Origin of the sequence: Bdellovibrio bacteriovorus str. Tiberius (assembly GCF_000317895.1) — a bacterium.
GTDB classification, from domain to species: domain Bacteria; phylum Bdellovibrionota; class Bdellovibrionia; order Bdellovibrionales; family Bdellovibrionaceae; genus Bdellovibrio; species Bdellovibrio bacteriovorus_F.
In genome coordinates this window covers 132,397-152,920 of sequence record NC_019567.1, presented here as the reverse complement: position 1 = coordinate 152,920, position 20,524 = coordinate 132,397, and the positions used below count along the sequence as shown (strand labels likewise).

Here is a 20,524-nt window from a genome sequence, read left to right as displayed (position 1 = left end):
TAGAATGGGGGCCTGTTAAAGGAGCCCCCCACAGTGTTAAAAAAGATCCTGCTATTTTGCGTCGCCCTCGGTCTTGTCGGCATCCTCGGTTTGTACCTTATTGTTCAATCCGTAAAATCCGGTTTGCCTCAGTTGATCACCGTGAAAGACTATCAGCCCTTGCTGGTCAGTCAGGTGTACGACCGCAACAATAAAAAAATCGGCGAATTCTTCCGCGAACGCCGCACGTTGGTTCCTTACGACAAGATTCCCAAAAATCTGGTGAATGCTTTCCTGGCGGCCGAAGACGATCAGTTCTTCTCGCACAAGGGGATCAATCCTACGGCGATCTTCCGTGCGGCTTTGGCCAACCTGCGTGCCGGTCGGTCCGTTCAAGGGGGATCCACGATCACACAACAGGTGGCAAAAACTCTTCTTTTGTCTTCTGAAAAAACTCTGACCCGTAAATTGCGCGATATCCTTCTGGCAATTGAAATGGAAAAGAACCTAAGCAAAGAAGACATTCTGTTTCTTTACCTGAATCAGATTTATTTCGGTCAAGGGGCTTATGGTGTTGAACAGGCTGCCCAGACTTACTATCGCAAGCCGGTTTCCAAACTGACCCTGTCTGAAATGGCGATCCTTGCCGGACTTCCTCAGGCTCCGTCGCGCTACAGCCCGGTATCAAATCCGTTGCGCGCCAAAGAACGTCAGATCTATGTTTTGCGCCGTATGGCCGATGTAGGTTACGTCAGCAAGGAAGAATCTGAAACGGCCATCAAAGAGCCGGTGAAGGTTTACGTTCGTGAAAACTATGAAGAATATGCTCCGTTCTATCTTGAAACCGTTCGTCAACTTCTGGTGAACCAACTGGGTGAAGACATGGTTTTGGACAAGGGTCTGAAAATCTACACCAGTCTTGATCTGACCAAACAGATGGCCGCTCAGGATTCTGTGAAAGAAGGTCTGAAGTCCTTGGATAAGCGTCAGGGCTACCGTGGTCCTTCGAAAAATCTTTCTGATGAAGACGCCATTGAAGAGTTCCTGAAAGAAAATCAAAAGAAGCTGATCTCGGACTTCACTCCAGAAAGAATCATTCTGCCGGACGGAAAGTTTGCCGACATCGTGCCGGTGAAGTCCGCTCAGGATGAAAAGCTGCACCCGTTGCTGCCTCCGTATATCAAACTGAAAGACACCGTGAATGGTGTTGTTGAAAAAATCGACGACACTTTGGGTCTGGTTTACGTAAAGCTGCCTGAAACCCGCGGGGTGATTGATATTGAAACCATGACTTGGGCGCGTAAGCCTGATTCTGATGCCCGCTATGATCTGGCAGCGATCAAAAAGCCCTCTGAGGCCCTGAAAAAAGGCGATGTGATTCTGGTGAAGGTGGTCGCAGATCAGTTCACCTCCACAAGAATTGCCAGCAAGAAAAAAGGCCTGCCAACCGCAGCTGCTCCGGACTTGACCAAGTTCATCGGTCTTGAGCTGGATCAGGAACCGCTGGTGGAAGGTGCTTTGATTTCATTTGATCAGGACAATCAAGATGTCCTGGCAATGGTCGGTGGATCCAGCTTTGCAAAAAGTGAATTCAATCGTGCGATTCAGGCTCCCCGCCAGACAGGTTCTGCATTTAAGGCGATTGTTTACGCTTCAGCCCTGGAAAAAGGCTACACTCCCGCAACTCCGATCATGGATGCCCCGATCGTGTACGAAGAAGGTGGCGCAGCGGCCGATGATGCCGAAGGCCAGGGTGACATGAAGGTTTGGAAGCCATCCAATCACTCAAAAAGCTTCGGTGGTGACATCTTGTTCCGCAATGCTTTGGTGAAGTCTTTGAATATCCCGACCGTGAAAATCATCGAAGACGTCGGTGTTCCGTGGTCCATGGACTACGCTCGTCGTTTGGGAATCTACAGTCCTTTGAATCCGGACTTCACGCTGGCACTGGGTTCCAGCAGTGTGACTTTGTACGAAATGACCAAGGCCTTTGCTGAATTCGGTCGTCTTGGCAAAAGACTTTCTCCGCTGCTGATTCACAAGGTTGATGATGCCAACGGAAAGAATCTGCTAAAAACCGTTTCTTTGGATGCCCGTTTTGACAAAGAAATCAAAACCATCAATGACGGTTTCGAAGAGCGTCGCAAAGCCTTCCTGGAAGCCATGAATGATCCAGCCAAGGTTGAAGAAATGAAGAAAAAAGAAGGCAAGAATGCCAAGCTGGATCCAAGCATCTTCTTCCAGGATGCGGACCAGCTGATTCGTCCTTCCACAGCTTACGTGATGACAACTCTGTTGAAAGGCGTTGTTGAAGACGCTGGCGGTACCGGTGGTCGCGCAAGAGCGGTGGGTCGTGAAGTTGCCGGCAAAACCGGATCCACCAACAACTACTTTGACGCGTGGTTTATCGGCTACAGCCCTCAGATCTCCACTGGTGTGTGGGTGGGCTTTGACAAAGAAAAGAGCTTGGGTAAAGGCGAGGTCGGCGGACGCTCTGCTTTGCCGATTTGGGTCGACTACATGAAAGCGGCTCACGAAGGTCTTCCGCAGATGACTTTCCCCGTGCCGGACGGTATCGTGTTTGCTAATATCGACAGCGAAACTGGCAAACTGGCTTCGGCCTCAACCAAGAAGATCATTCGTCAGGCTTTCGTTGAAGGAACTGAACCTACAGCCGCCTCCAACAAAGCTGAAGAAGCAACTGACTTCTATAAACAGGATTTATCGGAATGAAGGATATTCACCTCTGGGGGGTGAAACAAAACAATCTTAAGAACATTGAGGTCAAGATCCCGGTTGGTTCCATGACTGTGATCTGCGGCCCCAGTGGTTCCGGGAAATCTTCCCTGGCCTTCGAAACTTTGTTTGCCGAAGGTCAGCGTCGTTTTATCGAAAGCATGTCCAACTATGCCCGTCAGTTTCTGAACAAAGCTCCGAAACCGGACATCGAAGGTATCAACAATATTCCCCCAGCTATTTCGATTGAACAAAAGAACACGGTTAAAAGTTCCCGCTCGACGGTGGGAACCACAACTGAAATCATCGATTATCTTCGCCTGCTTTATGAAAAGATCGGGAAATCCTACTGCCCGACTCACCACTGCCCCACCGAAAAAGAAAGTGTGACCGAAGCCACTGACAAGGTTCTAAAAAACTTTGCGGGCAAGCGCGGCTACCTGCTGGTGGAAATCAACGCCGAAGGCCGCGTGGCTGAAGGCAAAAAGCTTCATTCACTTCTTTTGCAGGACGGCTACCTTCGTATCTACATCCCGAAAGTGACCGAGGTTAAAAAGCCTGCTGCAAAAGCCGCTGGCAAAAAAACCAAAGCTTCGGGCAAGAAAGCCTCCAAAAAAGTAGAGGCTCCAGAAGTCGTTCCCACAAACCCTGGTGGCCTGACCAATGAAGAAATGGGTACGGTCGTTGAAATCGGCGAAGCAGCCGCAATCAAAAAAGGTCTGCCTAAAGAAACGTTCTATCTGGTGATTGACCGTATGTCCTTCAACGAGGATGAACGCGGCCGCCTGGCAGATTCACTGACTCAAGCCTATGAAGCCAGCATTAAATACAACACGCATCTGATCACTCGCCGAGCGACCATTCTTTCCACGGACGGCGAACGTCTGCAAGTCAGCGAAGAAGCGTCTTGTCCGGTGTGTGGCTATACTCCGCCGCCACTGAGCTCTAAGCTGTTCAGTTTTAATTCTCCGATTGGCGCCTGCCCGACATGCAAGGGCTTCGGAAATATTCTGGATATAGACGAAGAAAAAGTGATTCCAAATCCAAACTTGAGCCTGGCTCAAGGGGCCCTCAGCCCGTTCTGGATGCCCAGTGCCGCTCATGAAAAAAAGCAGCTGCTTGCGTACTGCAAAAAAACCAAGATCGACACTCACACCCCTTGGAAGGATCTTCCAAAGGCCGAGCGTGATGTGATCTGGAATGGAAACAAAGATTTCTTCGGCGTGCGTGGTCTGTTTGAATACCTTGATCAGATCAAATACAAAATGCACGTGCGTGTGTTTATCTCCCGCTTCCGCAGCCCGTTCCAGTGCCCGAGCTGTAAAGGCGCACGCCTGCGCACGGAAGCCAATCACGTTCTTATCGCCAACTCGAATATCAATGATCTTTCCAATTTGACCATCGAGGACCTGAATGCTTTTTTCCAAAAACTGGAAGTCACGCCTTTCCAGCTGGAAGTTGCCGGAGAAGTGCTAAAGCAGATCCGTTCGCGTCTGGAATTCCTGATGCGCGTGGGGGTTCATTATCTGTCTCTGGGACGCGAAACCCGCACACTGTCAGGCGGGGAATACCAGCGCCTGATTCTTGCAAACCAACTGGGCATGGGTCTTTCCCAGGCTTTGTATGTTTTGGATGAACCCACCGTGGGTCTGCATCCGCGCGACAATGATCGTTTGATTTCGATCCTGAAGGATCTTAAGGAACTTGGAAACACTCTGGTTATCGTTGAGCACGATCACGATGTGATCAAAGCCAGCGAACACATCATCGAAATGGGCCCTGGTTCAGGATACCTGGGTGGTGAAGTCGTTTATGCCGGCACGACGGAAAAGTTCTATGACTATGAAAAGTCCAATACCGTTCCTTTCCTGAAGCCTTCTAAAAACTGGGCCGCTCTTCGCACGATTCGCCCGGTGGATGTCGACAGCTACAAGGTTAAGATCGAACTCAAAGGCGCCAAAGGACACAATCTGAAGAATCTGGATGTGGTCTTCCCGCTGAATCGCCTGGTGACCGTGACCGGCGTCAGTGGTTCTGGCAAGTCGACTCTGATTTCCAAAACTCTGTATCCAGCTTTGGCTCGCGCTTTGGATATCGAGTATATGCCAGCCCAGGACTATTCAGGTCTGGATGGTGTTGAGCATATCAAAAACGTGCTGTTGATTGACCAGTCACCGATTGGTAAGTCTGCACGAAGCTCGCCGATCACTTACCTGAAGGCGTTTGATGCCATCCGCATGATCATGTCCACGACTCCTGAGGCCCAGTCCCGCGGTTACACTGCCGGAACCTTCAGCTTGAACGTGGATGGTGGTCGCTGCCCGGCCTGCAAAGGTACGGGTTATGAGGAAATCGACATGATGTTCATGGATAACGTGGTTATCCCTTGTGACGTCTGTGACGGTAAGAAGTACCGCCCCGAAATCCTTGAAATTCAGTATAAAAACAAAAACGTTCACGAAATTCTTTCAATGACCGTGAATGAAGCCATGAATTTCTTCGTGGCTCACCCGAATATCCGCAAGCCCTTAAGCGTGCTCAAAGAAGTCGGACTGGATTACCTGCAACTGGGGCAACCAGCCAATTCCTTAAGCGGTGGGGAATCCCAGCGCTTGAAAATCGCCAAGGAACTGTCTCAGGTCCAACAGAAGTCCACCCTGTACATTCTGGATGAGCCGACCACCGGTCTGCACTTCCGCGAGGTGGAGCTTTTGATGAAGGTTCTAAACAAACTGATCGAGACTGGCGGCAGTGTTGTCGTCGTGGAGCACAACTTGGATGTGATCCGTGGCTCAGATTATGTGATTGACCTCGGTCCTGAAGCAGGTAAAAAAGGCGGAAACATTGTGGCTACGGGCACTCCGGACGACATCATGAAAGTGAAGAAAAGTCTGACGGGGCAATATCTCAAGCGTTATATCGAGAGCCACCAAACCTCGTAATCTGGAAACAAAAGATGTCACCTGAAATCAAGAAACTCCTGGGCGAACTTAAGCAGTACAAAAGCACCCTTTACATCGTCGCCGCCACAGGGATTCTGAACGCGCTGGCAACCACGCAGCTGGCTTATATGATCAAAGGGCTGTTCGATGGACTGTCTGCAAACCAGCAGCAGGCCATGGCCACTCTGGTGCCAATGGCCTTGGGTTTGGCGCTGGTTCAAGCGACTTCTCGTTACTTCCACATTTATCTGATGAACTACACCGCTGAGCGCGTGGTTCAAGGGCTGCGCCAGAAGCTTCAGCAGAAGTTCATGCGCCTGAATCTGTCCTTCCATAACAACTATGCCGCTGGTTCCGGCGGCTTGATCAGTCGTATTCTGAATGATATTCGCATCATCCAGGACGGTCTGCGCGTTGTGGCCGACATTTTCCTTTATCCCCTGATGCTGGTGGGCCTGCTGATCAATTTGATCCGCATCGACTGGAAGCTGACACTGGCAACCTTCCTTATTGCACCGGTGATTGCGGTTATTCTGAAAAACATCGCCCGCAGCATGCGCAAGTATATTCCTCAAGAACGTGACGTGATGGAGTACATGACCTCCACCATCAAAGAAAGTCTGGACGGTGTTCGCATTATCCAGTCCTTCAATCTTGAAAAAGACATGGGCGAGCGCCTGATCAAGGAGTCCGACAAATACCTTGGCATCCGCAAGACCATCTACAAACGTCAGGAAGCCAGCGGTCCGGTGACCGAATTCCTGGCAACAGCCATTGTTCTTTGTGTATTCATGTATGTAAGTTACGAGATCGCCGCCGGTCGCAGCACTCCGGGAACGTTCGTGGGCTTCGTGGCTTCCTTGTTGATGATTAATCAGCCCATCAAGCGTGTTCAGGAAGCTTACGTTCGCATTCAGGAAGTGACCATTTCCCTGCGCCGTATCTTTGAGATCATTGAAAACGAATCTGAAGTTCCGCAAGTGGCGAATCCAGTTCCGTTCCCGAAAGACTGGAAGAAGATCACATATAAAAACGTGAGCTTCACTTATGGCAAAGAAATGATCCTGAAGAATCTAAACCTCGAAATTAACCGCGGTGAAGTGGTTGCTTTGGTCGGTGCCAGCGGCAGTGGTAAATCCACTATCGTAAACCTGCTGGAAAGATTCTTTGATCCCACTTCCGGCGAGATTCTGATTGATGGCGTGAACATTCACAACATCGGCCTGAAGGATCTGCGTCGCAATGTTGCCTTGGTGACTCAGGATGTGTTCCTGTTCAGCGATACCATTGAAAAGAACATCTGGGCCGGTGACTACAACCGCACCCGTGAAGACATCCCCGCAATGGCAAAACTTGCAAATGCTCATGACTTCATCATGAAAACACCACAAGGCTATCAAAGCCGCGTGGGTGACCGCGGAAATCTTCTTTCCGGTGGTGAAAAACAGCGTATCAGCATTGCGCGCGCGATGTTCAAAGATGCTCCAGTTCTGATCCTGGATGAAGCGACGAGCGCCCTGGATACTGCCAGCGAAATCGAAGTACAAAAAGGTATTGATCATCTGATGGAAGGTCGTACGGCCCTGGTGATTGCACACCGTCTGTCGACAATTCAAAAAGCGGACAAGATTGTCGTTATGAAATCAGGCGAAATCGCCGAGATCGGAACTCACAAAGACCTCATGTCAAATGAGGGTGAATACTTCCGCTTCCACAGTTTACAACACACTTAATTCTATGATCTAAATAAAGTATGCCTACTTTATTTGGATCCGAACTGAGCAGCGCTGTTATCAACACCGGTATCGCCACCATCATTCTGATTGTGGCCTTGTCCCTGCTAAGCTGGTTTTTCCCGTGGCTGCAGAAAAAGATTCAGTCACTGTCCCACAGCCAGCTTCCTGCTTTAAAGATCCATAACTTTGAAATCATCACCGCCCAGTCCTTAACCGCCGGCATCTGCAGTTTGCTAAAGGGTCTGCGACTGATCATCACTGTCCTGGGTCTTTATTTCTATTTCTCGCTGGTGCTGGGCTTTTTCCCGGACACTCAGCATCTTTCCGAAAACATGCTTCACTACATTCTGGATCCACTGAAGGAAGTGCTGAAGACCATCGTCGACTACATCCCGAAAGCCATTTACGTCATCGTGATCTTCCTGGTGATGCGCTATGTGCTGAAGGTCATTCGCCTGTTCTTCCTGCGCATCGAAGCGGGCTATCTGAAGCTTGACGGTTTTCATGCGGAATGGGCCCACCCCACTTACAATCTAGTGCGCATTCTGGTTTTCGCCTTCACCCTGATTATCGTCTTCCCGCATTTGCCGGGATCGAGCTCTCCGGCCTTCCAGGGTGTGTCCGTGTTCCTGGGTCTTTTGATTTCACTGGGATCAAGCTCGGCAATATCCAACATGGTGGCCGGCCTGGTGATCACTTACATGCGACCGTTTCAAGTCGGCGACCGCGTGAAGCTGGGCACTACAGTCGGAGACGTGGTTGAAAAGAATCTGCTGGTCACACGCATCCGCACCATCAAAAACGTGGATGTGACCATTCCAAACTCAAACGTACTTAACAGCCACATCATCAACTTTAGTGCTGTTGCTGACACCAAAGGTTTGATTCTCAACCCGCGCATAACCATTGGTTATGATGTGAATTGGAGAAAGGTGCACGAGCTTTTACTAGGGGCCGCAGCCCGCACCGAAGGTATTTTAAAAGACCCGAAGCCGTTTATTTTCCAGACAGCACTGGACAACTCTTATGTGCAGTATGAACTGAATGGTTACACCCGTCTTGCAAACAATTTTGACGATGTGTATTCGGATCTATACAGAAATATTCAGGATTTGTTTAACGAAGCTCAAATCGAAATTATGTCGCCGACCTATCATGCGCTTCGTGACGGCGAAGGAAAGCACATCCCAGCGGAGTATAAGTCTTAATCTGAGACGTGCGTCCCAGTCCTTAGTCCAGCTTTGCACGCTCTTTAGACAGTCCCGCTAAAGTTCGTCTACTTTCTTGACGATAAAAGTATCGATACTTTTGACAGTCACTGAAAGGACGATACTTATGATTAATTGGGATGAGTTTGAACATATACATGTCATCAACAAGCTCAAACAGATTCTCAGCGCGTGGTGGAACATTGACGTTGTTTTCACAGACGAGCGCGGAATGCTCAAAGGTTATGACTCTGATAAAGTCACCTTCAGCAATCCGGCAATCACAGCTCTGGTAAGAAAAGAAGCTGGTCAGCAAAGCATCGCGGAACTTGTGACCAAGTCTCTGGATGATCTTCGCACTTCCCAAAACAGATTCTCCCTGCGCAAGTGGGACATGGTTGGTTTTGATGTGGGTGTATTCCCGATCATGATCGAAAATGACTGTGTGGGTACGGTTGTGGCTATGGGCTTCTTCCGTGATTCCAACTTCACTTCCCGCATGACAGAAATCCGCGAGCGCCTTGCGGCCTTCGGTATGTCGGGCGAAGTGATTGAAAAATGCCTGGGCAAACTGAAATTCCTGGATGATCAGGAGCGCGCTCACTTCAATGAGCTTTGCGAACTGGTGGCTCAGGAGATCGTGACTCTTCACCTGGAAATCTCTTCCCGTGAAGACCGCATCAAAGAACTGAATAAAGAACTGGGCAACCGTTTCAAGTATGACAACATGATCGGTAAGTCCAAACCAATGCAGTCCCTGTATGCTTTGCTTGATAAAATCAAAGGTGCAGATTCCACAGTATTGGTACAGGGTGAAAACGGTACGGGTAAAGAGTTGATCGCAAAATCAATTCACTATAACTCTCACCGTAAAGACAAACCTTTCATCATCCAGAACTGTTCCGCGTTCAATGACAACCTTTTGGAATCTGAGTTGTTCGGTCACGTAAAAGGCTCCTTCACGGGTGCTTTAAAAGACAAAAAAGGTCTTTTCGAAATGGCCGACAAAGGAACTTTCTTCCTGGATGAGATCGGGGATACCTCCCCGCAGATGCAGGTAAAACTGCTGCGTGTTCTTCAGGAAGGTACGTTCATGCCGGTGGGTGCGACTGAATCCCGTAAAGTGGATGTGCGCATCGTGGCGGCAACAAACAGAAACCTGAAAGAAATGGTAGAACAAGGCACATTCCGTGAAGACTTGTACTATCGCCTGAATGTTATCAACATCCGCGTTCCTCCGATGCGTGAAAGAAAAGAAGACATCCCGTTCCTGGTGGATTTCTTCCTTAACAAAATTCACGATCAGCAAGGCGGTCCTAAGCGCCAAATCACCAAACGTGCTTTGGAAAAGCTTTATGACTATCCATGGCCGGGTAACGTGCGTGAACTGCAGAATGAGATCGAAAGACTTTGTGTTCTTTCCGGTGACGAAACAAAACTGATGGCAGAACTTCTTTCCCCGAAAGTTTTGGAAGCTGGCGAAAAGAACAAAGTTCAGGGTTCCCGTTTGCAGGGTAAGCTGAAGGATGCGTTGGAAGACCTAGAGCGCGAAATGATCCGTGAGGGTCTGCGCCGCACCGGTTGGAACAAATCCAAGCTTGCAAAAGAACTGGGTATCAGCCGCGCGGGTCTTATCATGAAGGTCGAAAAGTACGGCCTGGATAAGCGTAAACTGGCGCGCTAAAAAGGGCACCGACCCTAAAAGAATTACCTAAATGATCGAAACTTAGTGGGCTTTAAGAGCAAATCTTAAAGCCCACTTTTTTTTGCCAAAAACAGTCTATCCCACTGAAAATACTTAATAATTTGACCCCCATCCGGACTTGGCATTGCTCTTGTAGTAGTGAAGTTCCAGCTAGGTATTGTGTAAGGGGTACGTGGTTTTATGCAGACAACATTGGATAGCTCTTTTGTAGAAAGACTAAAGCAGATTCTGGCCAACCGCTATGGGAAGGGTTTACAGATCCGTCAATTGATGGACCTGTCTGAAGTTTCAGGCGCGGAAGAAATGTTCACGCGGGGGCGTGACCTTCATATTCCTATTCGAGTGAATGGGAACTTCCTGGGAACAGCTGTGGTGCCATCCGCAGATGATCTGAATAGTGAGAAGCGTTCTGGAGTGGCTCAGTTGGTAAGAATGGTTCTGGAACCAGCCATGTACAAATGGTATCTGGATCAGAAAGAAGCCAACCTTGAAGAGCTCAGCAAAATTCAGCCCAATCTGGACAATGTCCGACTGTTCGGTGAAGAACCGATGCCGACAATTGATGAGCTTCTGGCTGACGATTCCATCGTCCCCAACGAAGGTCCAGCTGCAGAATTGATTTCTCACCTGATCCATCTTGAGGGCCGATCCGAAAACAACAACAAGAAAGTCGCTTTGCAACTGCACGAGCTGACCGGCCGCTGGGCATTTGTTCCTTTCAATGACATCAAAGGCCAGCTGCATTCCTCTATGGACATTGCCCGTATGGGTGGAATGACAATCTTTGTGGAAAACGTTGAGAACCTGAATGCCGCCGAACAGGAGCTGCTGATGGATTATATCAGCGAAGAGCATCTGGACGACGAGCCACTGATCATTACCAGCTCCCTGAAAAGCCTGGAAGAACTGGGTGAAAGCACGCTGGATTCAAAATTCGTGGATGAGATTTCCGTGAACTGCTTTGAAGTCGACCGCGCGCCGATGACGCCGCAGGGACTGAAGGAAGTTCTGGAACTGTTCTTCATGAAAGATGGTCCGATCGACGCCTGATTTTCCCGTCTGATTTATCCTTGATAATGCCGTGAGTGTCTGTGAGAATTTTTCTTATGGTCACTCACGATGAATTCCTGGTTCCATTTTTGACAAAAGCTTTGAACTCCGACAACTACAAGGTCTTTTCCTTGGCCGGAGACGCCTCCAACCGCCGTTACTATCGCGTGGTGCAGGACAACCAGTCCTGGGTGCTGATGCGCTGGGAGCCTTTTGATCCCAACAACTATCCGTTCCTGAGCGTGCTGAATCACTTCGCTAAAAACGGCGTGCATGTTCCCACCGTGGTGGCGCAGTCCCCGCAAGAAGGATTGATGCTGCTGGAAGATCTGGGCGATCTGACCCTGGAAAGAAAATTCTGGGAAAGCCAAAGCCAGGAAGCTTCTTTGGAATTCTATCAAATGGCCGTGGACGAGATCGTGAAGATCCACCACCCGGCTACTTTGGACAAATCTGACTGCACCGCTTTCAAAATCGAGTTCAACACCGAAAAATTCCTGTGGGAAATGAACTACGGTAAAGACAATCTGCTTTCCGGCGTTCTGAAGTTCCCATTCGGTGAATCTTTGAACAAAGAAATCACGGATATCTTTGTGGATATCTCCAGCCGCCTGGACAAGGAACCAAAACGCATCGCTCACCGCGACTATCATTCCCGCAACCTGATGATCAAACTTGATCAGATGAGCGTGATTGATTTCCAGGATGCCCGCCTGGGTCCGATTCAGTATGACCTGGTCAGTCTGATGCGTGACTCTTACGTGGACATGAATGATTCCATGGCGCGCACCCTGATTGACTACTATCTGGATAGATCCAAAGATTATTTGCCAAAAGATTTCTCGCGCGAGCAGTTTGACCGCATCTATGAACTGCAATCCATCCAGCGCTGTTTTAAGGCGTGCGGAAGCTTTGCCAGCTTCTATCACCTGCGCCAAGACCGTCGTTATCTAAAATACCTTTCCGGAACTCTTCGTCGTGTGATGAAAGCCATCAACGAATTCCCGGAATACAAAGTATTTGCCGATGTCCTGATTGATTCCGGTGCTCTGGAAAGAAAGTACGAAACTCTATGAATGTGATGCTGCTGGCGGCGGGTGAAGGCACAAGACTTCGCCCCTACACGCTGACACTTCCAAAGCCGGCCATTCCGTTTGTAACGGTCCCGTTGGCTGGACACTCTCTCAGTTTTCTGGGAAATCTTGCCATCAACAAGCTGGTGGTAAACACCTATCACCTGCCCGGCGAAATCCACCACCTTTTCCACAGCCTGCGCCACCATGCGAAGTCTTTGCATTTTTCTGACGAAGTTGGACAGATTCTGGGGAGCGGTGGCGGACTGGGTAAAGCCCGGGATCACTTTATGGGTGATGATTCCTTCGTCATGATGAATGCCGATGAGATCATTCTTCCCAAAGAAGCTGACATCATGAAAAAAGCGATCACTCATCACCGTCACCAGCGCAATATCGCGACTTTGATGGTGATGGATCATCCCGACGTGGGAACAAAGTTTGGTGGCGTCTGGACAGATGCCCACAACCGCGTTCTGGGCTTTGGAAAAACCCCGGTCGCCGGAGCCGTGAAGGCATGGCATTTTGTCGGCGTTCAGATTCTTGCTGACAGGGTTTTTGATTTTATTCCGGCACAAGGTGAATCCAATATTCTGTATGACGCTTTAACGGCGGCGATAAAAAAAGGCCTGAGTGTTGAAGCTTATCCTTTTGAATGCACTTGGTTTGAAACAGGAAACCCCACCGACTTTCTGGAGGCTTCTGAAAAGTGCCTGCACTATTTGGCGGGACCTGTGACTTATCAAAAGACCACTCTGGAAGGAACTCTGAAAAGATATTCCAAAGAAGAAACCATTTTGGCCTCTACTGACGGAGGCTTCAGCTTGATTTCAAAATCCGCGTTCCTGGGACATTCACGAATTCACGGCACTTTCTGCGCAGGTCCCGGAGCCATTGTGGAAAATGGCTGTGAACTGACCAACGTCATCGTGGGCGCCAACGCCCGGGTGCCAGCCGGCACTCAGGCCAAAGACACTCTCTTTCTGTAGCAAGGACATTTATGAAACTCGGTCTTGAAGTACTTCTCGCAAATCCAAAAATGCTAAAAAGCCTTAAGGGCAAACGCGTGGGCTTGGTCTGCCACCCTGCCAGCGTCGATGAAAATCTTCAGCACAGCATGGATTTGCTTTCCAAGAAAATCAAACTTTCCTGCGCTTTCGGTCCCCAGCACGGCGTTCGCGGCGACAAACAAGACAACATGATCGAAAGCCCGAACTTTGTGGATCCTGTTCACAAGATTCCCGTTTTCAGCCTGTACGGAGAAGTTCGTCGCCCCACGGCCGAGATGATGTCCCACTTCGACGTGGTGCTGTTTGATCTTCAGGATCTGGGCTGCCGCATTTACACCTTCATCACCACGCTTTTGTACATCATGGAAGAATCCGCAAAGCTTGGAAAGACCGTCATCGTTCTGGATCGTCCTAATCCAGCAGGCCGCCCGGTGGAAGGCTTTAAAATGCTGCCAGGCTGGGAATCCTTTGTGGGTGCGGCACCCATTCCTATGCGTCACGGTCTGACGGTGGGCGAGCTGGCTTTGTACTTTGCTGACTACTACAAAATGGATCTGGATCTGCAGATCGTGAAGATGAAAGGCTACAATCCTGACAAGGGCCCGGGCTTTGGCTGGGATCTGAAGCGTCCTTGGGTGAATCCCTCTCCGAACGCGGCCTCTTTGAATATGGCGCGCGCTTATTCTGGAACTGTGCTGATTGAGGGCACAACGCTTTCAGAAGCTCGCGGCACGACCCGCGCTCTGGAAATCATCGGTGCTTCGGATATTGATTATGCGGAAGTTTTGGTGCGCATGAAAAAGAAAGCACCGCAGTGGTTCAAGGGCGTGACTTTGCGTGAGTGCTTCTTTGAGCCGACTTTCCACAAGCATGTAGGCAAGCTATGCCACGGCTTCCAGTTCCACACGGACGGCGTCAGTTACAAACACGATCAATTCAAACCTTTCCGTCTGACAGCACTGATGCTGAAGGTGATTCGCGAAATGCATCCGAAGTATCCGATCTATCGAGATTTTGCTTACGAGTACGTGAAAGACCGTCTGGCATTTGATGTGATTAACGGCGGACCGGCGCTGAAAAACTGGATCGAAAATCCCAAAGCGACTCCGAAGGATCTGGATGCAGCTTTAGCCAAGGATGAAAAATCCTGGGTGAAGGAAAGAAAGAAATACCTGCTTTATTAAAAACAAAAAGGGTGCTGGAAACAGCACCCTTTCTTTTTTCTGATATCTGAATTTTTACTTCTGCAAAGCCAGTTCAGCGTCGGTATAGAAAGACTCTTGGCTTTCTTTGACTTTATATCTGCGAGTCATCATCAGGAAGATACTGTCAGCGGCAACACCGATAGGTTCACCGTTATAGTTCTTCTGCATGCCTGCAAGACTTGATGGATCACGTTCCAGGCTTACACCACCGGAACCAGAACCACCAGCCCCGGCATAGCCGCTGCCTGAGCCATCATCAGTTGGAGAAGCTGGGCCCCAGCCTCCTCCACCGCCGCCACCACCTTCACTGAAGCCGTTGGAAGCAGTCATCGCACCAATTTTAAGCTTTTCAACTTTATCAGCGGACTTTTTGGAAACCTGGGCATAAGCATCCTGACCCGCAAGGATTGCACCTTGCGGAATACCCGCAGCTGCCATCGACGCTGCAGATGCAAAATCTGACGCCTTATATGTTTTACCATCCGGTGTTTTAATAATCCCCGTCTTAGGATCCAACAGACCGCCGGTGGTCAGCTTTCCTGTATTCGTTCCCAAAGCTTTAACATTCGGATCATTTGAAAGTGGGTTGTTGGGATCATTCAGGTCAATGTTTCCATAGTCATAGGCATTGCCCAAGCCGTCAGATTGGAAGCTAGTCAGACCCGAAGAACCCGCGGCACTGCCGTGCTCTTTACCCTGCTTCATGGACAAAACGCCGAAGCCTGTGAAGATTGCTGCCATCGCGCAGGCAGCATAGTTTTGACTGGAGCATTCACCCCATTTTTCCGCCGCCATAGTAAACATCAAGGCCCCTGTAAGGAACTGAGTCGCCTGAGCGCCCTTATTAGAGCTTCCTGACTTATCTGCAGAATCCTTCACTGAAGGGGAAGTGGATTTACCAGTGGTGGTTTCAACCCCTTTGTCCGCCGTTGTCTGATTTGTTGTTGTTGAAGTGCTGCTGCCGCTGACTGTAACAGCACCCGCCATAACCGGAGACCAAATCAACGACAATACACAAACGAACTTGATTGTTAATTTTGTCATAGCATCCCCTAGTTATTCAAAAGAGTGTTCTTGTTGTCACGATAGCGTTCTTTGATTTTTTCCCAGTTGGACTTGCCACCCTGGCCGGTCACTTCATTTTTCCACGCCTGTTGACCAGCCAATCCTTGAGAAGGATCTTTCGCCCCGCCTGGAAGGTACTGACGCAGTTTCGGATCGGAACCTTTAAAGCCACCGAATCCACCACCGCCTCCGCCGCCACCTGCGCCGGAAAGGATATCCGTGTTCAGACCTTTTTTAGCCGCTTCACCCTGGGCACCAGCACCACCGCCGCTGCCGCCACCAAAGCCGCTCAGGCCACTGCCACCACCTGTTGGTGCGCCGATACCGGAAGAGTCACTGCCACCGGCGCTTGTGGATGCAAGATCACGCAATCCTGCAAGAGGATCACTTTCAATTCCTGGAAGCGTATTTGCACCAGCGCCATTACCTGCTGTACCAAGCTCTGCACCTTGAGAAGCCAAACGAGACGTCGTCCCGTCATTAGCTTTTTGATAAGAGTTGGAACAACCCGGAGTTCTTGGATTGGCTTTACAGATACACTCTGGATCGTTAGCCGCTGTTGTGGCATCAGCACACTTGTCGACAGTGGCCGTAGTTGCCACATCCGTGCCCGTACCGTCGGATTCCTCGTCACACTGCTGACCTTGCTTGAAGGAAGAGATCATGGACGCGATACCCGCACCAGCTGAAACCAACATGTTTCCGTAAGCATAAGTACAAGCTTTGTCTTTCATGGCGATGGACTGTGCTGCAATTTCGGCTTCAGCATCACCCGTCATTGCAGAGTCCTTTTCAACGGTCTGCTGAACCATCGCCATTTTACCTTTTAAGGCAGTCATGTAGTTGGTGCAGGCTGTTGCCGCAGCAGCATTAGTTGGGACTATTGGTTGGCACTGTCCAAGCGTCGCACCGCTGGAATCTACAATTTTCTTGATACGATCAAGATTTGTTTTCACGGTATCACAAGAGGCCTCACACGCTGCACGTGCCGACGAACATGCTGCCGTATATGCAGTCAGGCCCGCCTGCGCCAAACGAGCAATTTTCGCCAAGTTGCTACAGGCATCCTGAACGGCGACCCCCGTGATCATGCTGGCAACAGTGTTAATATTATTGAGTGTTTTCTGAAGCTCAGGACTTGTCTTTTCTCGGCAAAGCCAGGAGGCGGTAGCTTGTGTCTTTACGCAAGTACCATGAAGATTGCTGTAGTAGCTGGCGGCACTATCCAACTCTTGAAGCAAATTTATACCCGGGACATCGGCACCCGCTGTACGTGCAGCGGTACCCAATTGCAACCAATTCGAAGTCGTCGCCTTAACCTGTTTTGCCTCTTCGGTAAACCCTTTGCCTTCAACCTTTTGCTGAGCGGCGCTTACGTCTTTTGTATCTGTATTAACCTTAACATTGGTTTTTCCATCGCCCTCGGCATGGGCGAGCGAAGCCGTGAACGACAATGCAATTAACATCGAAAGAAGACTTGTCTTCAAACTACGCATAAGAATTTCCCCTACTATATCCTTTTCGGACAAAAGTCAGAGTTTCTTAAGTTTTCAGGGCTTGTCTTAGAATGAGACGCTCAGATGAAATCTGTTTAGAACTCGCTGTCTTCAGGTGGTGGATTCAGCAATGCCCCACGCACACCGACGCCACCCAGCTCAAGATCCGTGCGGCGAAGGTAGTCTGATGAAACCATCTTTACAGAATAACCTGTTGTACCACCCGAAACACAGTTTCCTGGGTTCGGAACTTCCGGTTCACCGGAATCAGCGCCTCTTGGAGTGATTGTGCATTTTCCGAACTTGGCTGGATCCAAACTGTAGTCCACAAGACTGACGGGCGCCCAGGAAGTCAGAACATCCTGCCATTTGGTTGAGATATACGTCAGCTTTCCGGCAATATCCAAAAACTGCCGCATGAATGTATTCCCGGCGACAGCTTTGTACTGATCGATGACGCTGAACTTGTCCCAATTGATGCCTTCTTTATTGGAACCTTTGTGGGTTCCGATATCCCCTAGGAACTCTTTGTTTTCGGCATAGTAGCCAGAACCAACTAATTTCAAGAAGCCATCACGCAAGCGGGTGTAGTAGTTGTGATAGAAATCTGGCTCAATGGAGTAATAAGTAAGATCAAACGGATCAGGCAGAATCGCCGACAACTCAAGCATGCGCATGCGCGAGGGCTGATCATTAGTATGATCCCACGCGAGTAAATCCTGATTTCCACCCCGTTGATAGAAATTAAATGGCAAGTGCTTCCAGTGCTCGAAATTCGGGGCCGTGTCTCCGTAGTTCACCGGAGCATTGCCCGGTTCAACGTTCCCGTCAGAACCCACAACCCAGTTAGGATCTAACTTATAGATAGCTCTGCCGTACTGATAAAGAACCCGGCGACTTTTCAGCCCCACTTTATCGCCAACATAACGGCTATAATTCGCGATCCGCGTCGGATCCCCGGGCAAACCGACATGGGCCTGGTCCATCAAACGAGGAGGCAGATTGGGATCTGTTTTGTCGTTAGGACCGCCTTGAGAACCGTTATACGATGCTGATCCAGACGGGTACTTATTGTAATACCAAGGACCGATTCGTCCGCCGAACGGTTTGTAAAATGCGCGGGCCTTAATTTCAAGAGAACCAAAAGGCGAAAACGGAATCTTCGGACGGGCTGACGCGGAAACACCCACATACGCCATACACCAAGGGTTCTTTTCCACCCCGATAGAATAGTTGTAGATATCGCTGATGGGTTCCCGGATGCCGATATAGTTCTTCAGTTCGTCCACTTCGGTTCTGAAGCGTCCGTCTGCAACAGTTGCATTAGGAAGATCTGATTCAACGTTTGAAAGCATTTTGGGCTTAGGCGTAATACTTGAGGTAGTACAGATAGTATCAATGTAACTGAATCCAGGATAAGTCTTAATCTGCTTCAACCAACGAGCTGGCTCCCCTTTGGCTCCTTGAGAACCATTGCAGGCGGAATGCCCCAATGAATTATAGATGCTCATTTTCAAATCGGACGTGTTGTTGGCGGCAGTGAGATTGTTCTTAAGAGTGTTCTCCATACCCAGTTTCACGCTCTTGCCATCAATATCAAAGAAATCTGCATCGGGAGAACTAGGTGCCATCGCCTTAGAAAGATAAGACATCAACAGGGCCCGGTTGCCCTGATCAATATTGAAGGCAACAACGAAACCACCCAGCATCAGATAATTAAAGGATCCAAAATCCTTACAGCGTTCAATCAAGCTGGCACGCAGGTTCAGGGCAAGGCTTCGAGTTCTTCCAGAAACACTTGGTAAGTCGATCAATACAGGCGGGATCTTAAAGACACTGATACCGGTATGCGAAGACAGCGCCTTGCAGGTGTTCTCTCCATCTGGCATCGGCTTGAACGGAATATAAGTGATACAGAAGGACGGAGAATCGTAAAAGTTCTGTGCCGCAGGATTGATACTGTCATCATCACTGTTGCGCAGACGTCCACCACCGATCTTGTCAAACGGATGTTCCTCGAAATCCCCCGCCGTCCCCAGCATACGATAGCGCCAAGCCAGCAATTTCCAGCTTTGACGAATCTGATAGTTCGTGTGGGCAATCACGTTCATGCCCTCGGCCTGCCTCATCGCGCCGTAATAGGCAGCAAGATCGACCGAGTTTTGCAGGTTGATTTTATGGTGAACCAAAAGACCGACGTTGATGACCATCGCAAAGAACAGGAAAAGAATCTGAAAGATCAACGCGACGAAAAGGGCGATCTGCCCCCGCTTGTTGTTAAGATTCTGAATAAAAGTGCTTCGTGAGTTCAACATCTGTATCCCAGCATTGTCTCGTAGGTTGTCTCATGAAGCAACAACTCGACCTCTAAAACTTTGACTTGTTCTATAGTGAGATGACAGACTTTTATCCATGGTTCCGAAGGGAGAACTCGACGATGGTCCAACGACTTTGCCTGACGATTTTGCTGACATTGGTGTTTGCGGGCCACGCTCACGCGGATGTTCTTTTTGAAGGCTATGCAAAAGTTATCTCCGGCGAAGAACACATCGGGTATGTGATCAGCCGCTATGAATTTGAACCAAAGAAAAAGCAGTTCATTTCCACCTACTTCCTGAAAACGGGAAAAGGTCCCAGTGAAACCACCGAAAGCCTGAAGGCCTATGCGGATGCCGACCTGACTCCGATTTCCTATGAATACACTTCTTTGGCCGGCAAAGAATCCAAGATCATCGACGCCAAATTCAAAGGCGGCACCCTGACAGGGGTGATTAAAAACGGCGGAAAAGTCTCTCGCATCGAAAAGAAGATCCCCAAAGGGACTTTCCTTTCAACGTTCCTGGTGTATCTGATGTTGAAGTCCAAAGAAGGTCTGAAATCAGAAACCAACTATGAATATCAGGCCATCGCAGAAGAAGACGGCGCCATCTACAAGGGTCAAGCCCTGGTCGGAAAAGAAGAGATCTACAACGGCTTTAAGTCCTTCAAGATTCTTAACACCTACAAAGACATCAAGTTCCTGAGCTACGTCAATGAACGCGGCGAAGTTCTGGGCACAAATGCCATGGGCCAGGGCATCGTCACCGAACTTGTGGCAAATCCTTCTGAAGCCATTGGAAACATCCCCTACAGCGCCTCTCTGCTAAAAACTTTATTCGGCAAGGTTCCTGCCGGTGACGCCAACGTCGTCACTCGCAAGGCCAAGCTGAAAGCGGCAGAAGCCAACGCCCCGGCTCCGAGCAAGCAAATGGGCGTCCCACAAGGACAGGGAATCATCATCAAGGCTCAACCGGAAACAGAGAAAAAAGGGAACTAGTTC

The 20,524-nt window shown here is 49.4% G+C and carries 13 protein-coding genes; 10 read left to right on the top strand and 3 right to left on the bottom strand.

The genetic code is table 11. The annotated features are described in order from the left end of the window. Positions 1-33: 33 nt before the first annotated feature. The 9 genes from BDT_RS00750 to BDT_RS00710 all read left to right on the top strand — a co-directional run bounded on the left by BDT_RS00750 (position 34) and on the right by BDT_RS00710 (position 14,623). The gene (locus BDT_RS00750; protein WP_015089348.1) at positions 34-2,712 is read left to right on the top strand and encodes a penicillin-binding protein 1A; all 2,679 of its coding nucleotides are present in this window, start codon (positions 34-36) and stop codon (positions 2,710-2,712) included. After that, positions 2,709-5,657, top strand: a complete 2,949-nt coding sequence (uvrA, locus tag BDT_RS00745; RefSeq protein ID WP_041576766.1) for an excinuclease ABC subunit UvrA — start codon at positions 2,709-2,711, stop codon at positions 5,655-5,657. The genes BDT_RS00750 and uvrA overlap by 4 nt, the downstream gene beginning before the upstream one ends. Positions 5,658-5,671: 14 nt before the next feature. After that, entirely contained in the window at positions 5,672-7,390 is a 1,719-nt protein-coding gene (locus tag BDT_RS00740; RefSeq protein WP_015089346.1) for an ABC transporter ATP-binding protein, read from the top strand. A gap of 20 nt (positions 7,391-7,410) precedes the next feature. After that, entirely contained in the window at positions 7,411-8,601 is a 1,191-nt protein-coding gene (locus BDT_RS00735; RefSeq protein WP_015089345.1) for a mechanosensitive ion channel family protein, read from the top strand. A 127-nt stretch (positions 8,602-8,728) separates the two neighbouring features. Continuing rightward, entirely contained in the window at positions 8,729-10,285 is a 1,557-nt protein-coding gene (locus tag BDT_RS00730) for a sigma 54-interacting transcriptional regulator (protein WP_015089343.1), read from the top strand. Between the two features lie 201 nt (positions 10,286-10,486). Beyond that, complete coding sequence (locus BDT_RS00725; protein ID WP_015089342.1) at positions 10,487-11,356, top strand: hypothetical protein; 870 nt, start codon at positions 10,487-10,489, stop codon at positions 11,354-11,356. Positions 11,357-11,397: 41 nt separating this feature from the next. Next, positions 11,398-12,432 carry an aminoglycoside phosphotransferase family protein gene (locus BDT_RS00720; RefSeq protein ID WP_235046210.1) on the top strand — a complete coding sequence of 345 codons (1,035 nt, stop codon included), beginning with the start codon at positions 11,398-11,400 and terminating at the stop codon, positions 12,430-12,432. Continuing rightward, positions 12,429-13,418, top strand: a complete 990-nt coding sequence (locus tag BDT_RS00715) for a sugar phosphate nucleotidyltransferase (protein ID WP_015089340.1) — start codon at positions 12,429-12,431, stop codon at positions 13,416-13,418. Before BDT_RS00720 ends, BDT_RS00715 begins: the two co-directional genes overlap by 4 nt. An 11-nt stretch (positions 13,419-13,429) precedes the next feature. Next, complete coding sequence (locus BDT_RS00710) at positions 13,430-14,623, top strand: exo-beta-N-acetylmuramidase NamZ family protein (protein WP_015089339.1); 1,194 nt, start codon at positions 13,430-13,432, stop codon at positions 14,621-14,623. A gap of 54 nt (positions 14,624-14,677) precedes the next feature. Here BDT_RS00710 and BDT_RS00705 read toward each other — a convergent pair whose 3' ends face one another. The 3 genes from BDT_RS00705 to BDT_RS00695 all read right to left on the bottom strand — a co-directional run bounded on the left by BDT_RS00705 (position 14,678) and on the right by BDT_RS00695 (position 19,520). After that, on the bottom strand, positions 14,678-15,688 hold the full coding sequence (locus BDT_RS00705) for a hypothetical protein (protein WP_041576764.1): 1,011 nt from the start codon (positions 15,686-15,688) through the stop codon (positions 14,678-14,680). 8 nt (positions 15,689-15,696) lie between these two features. After that, entirely contained in the window at positions 15,697-17,205 is a 1,509-nt protein-coding gene (locus BDT_RS00700; RefSeq protein ID WP_015089337.1) for a hypothetical protein, read from the bottom strand. A 95-nt stretch (positions 17,206-17,300) separates the two neighbouring features. Then, positions 17,301-19,520, bottom strand: a complete 2,220-nt coding sequence (locus BDT_RS00695) for a Tad domain-containing protein (protein ID WP_015089336.1) — start codon at positions 19,518-19,520, stop codon at positions 17,301-17,303. A 122-nt stretch (positions 19,521-19,642) separates the two neighbouring features. On the opposite strand from BDT_RS00695, the gene BDT_RS00690 reads away from it, so the two are divergent. Then, the gene (locus tag BDT_RS00690; protein WP_015089335.1) at positions 19,643-20,521 is read left to right on the top strand and encodes a hypothetical protein; all 879 of its coding nucleotides are present in this window, start codon (positions 19,643-19,645) and stop codon (positions 20,519-20,521) included. The last annotated feature ends 3 nt before the right edge of the window (positions 20,522-20,524 follow it).

What these genes read in the sequence shown, in the direction of transcription:
- uvrA (WP_041576766.1), top strand. Translation starts at nt 2,709, where the DNA reads ATGAAGGATATTCACCTCTGGGGGGTGAAACAAAACAATCTTAAGAAC.
- BDT_RS00695 (WP_015089336.1), bottom strand. Translation starts at nt 19,520, where the DNA reads ATGTTGAACTCACGAAGCACTTTTATTCAGAATCTTAACAACAAGCGG.
- BDT_RS00705 (WP_041576764.1), bottom strand. Translation starts at nt 15,688, where the DNA reads ATGACAAAATTAACAATCAAGTTCGTTTGTGTATTGTCGTTGATTTGG.
- BDT_RS00710 (WP_015089339.1), top strand. Translation starts at nt 13,430, where the DNA reads ATGAAACTCGGTCTTGAAGTACTTCTCGCAAATCCAAAAATGCTAAAA.
- BDT_RS00715 (WP_015089340.1), top strand. Translation starts at nt 12,429, where the DNA reads ATGAATGTGATGCTGCTGGCGGCGGGTGAAGGCACAAGACTTCGCCCC.
- BDT_RS00700 (WP_015089337.1), bottom strand. Translation starts at nt 17,205, where the DNA reads ATGCGTAGTTTGAAGACAAGTCTTCTTTCGATGTTAATTGCATTGTCG.
- BDT_RS00740 (WP_015089346.1), top strand. Translation starts at nt 5,672, where the DNA reads ATGTCACCTGAAATCAAGAAACTCCTGGGCGAACTTAAGCAGTACAAA.
- BDT_RS00730 (WP_015089343.1), top strand. Translation starts at nt 8,729, where the DNA reads ATGATTAATTGGGATGAGTTTGAACATATACATGTCATCAACAAGCTC.
- BDT_RS00735 (WP_015089345.1), top strand. Translation starts at nt 7,411, where the DNA reads ATGCCTACTTTATTTGGATCCGAACTGAGCAGCGCTGTTATCAACACC.
- BDT_RS00690 (WP_015089335.1), top strand. Translation starts at nt 19,643, where the DNA reads ATGGTCCAACGACTTTGCCTGACGATTTTGCTGACATTGGTGTTTGCG.
- BDT_RS00725 (WP_015089342.1), top strand. Translation starts at nt 10,487, where the DNA reads ATGCAGACAACATTGGATAGCTCTTTTGTAGAAAGACTAAAGCAGATT.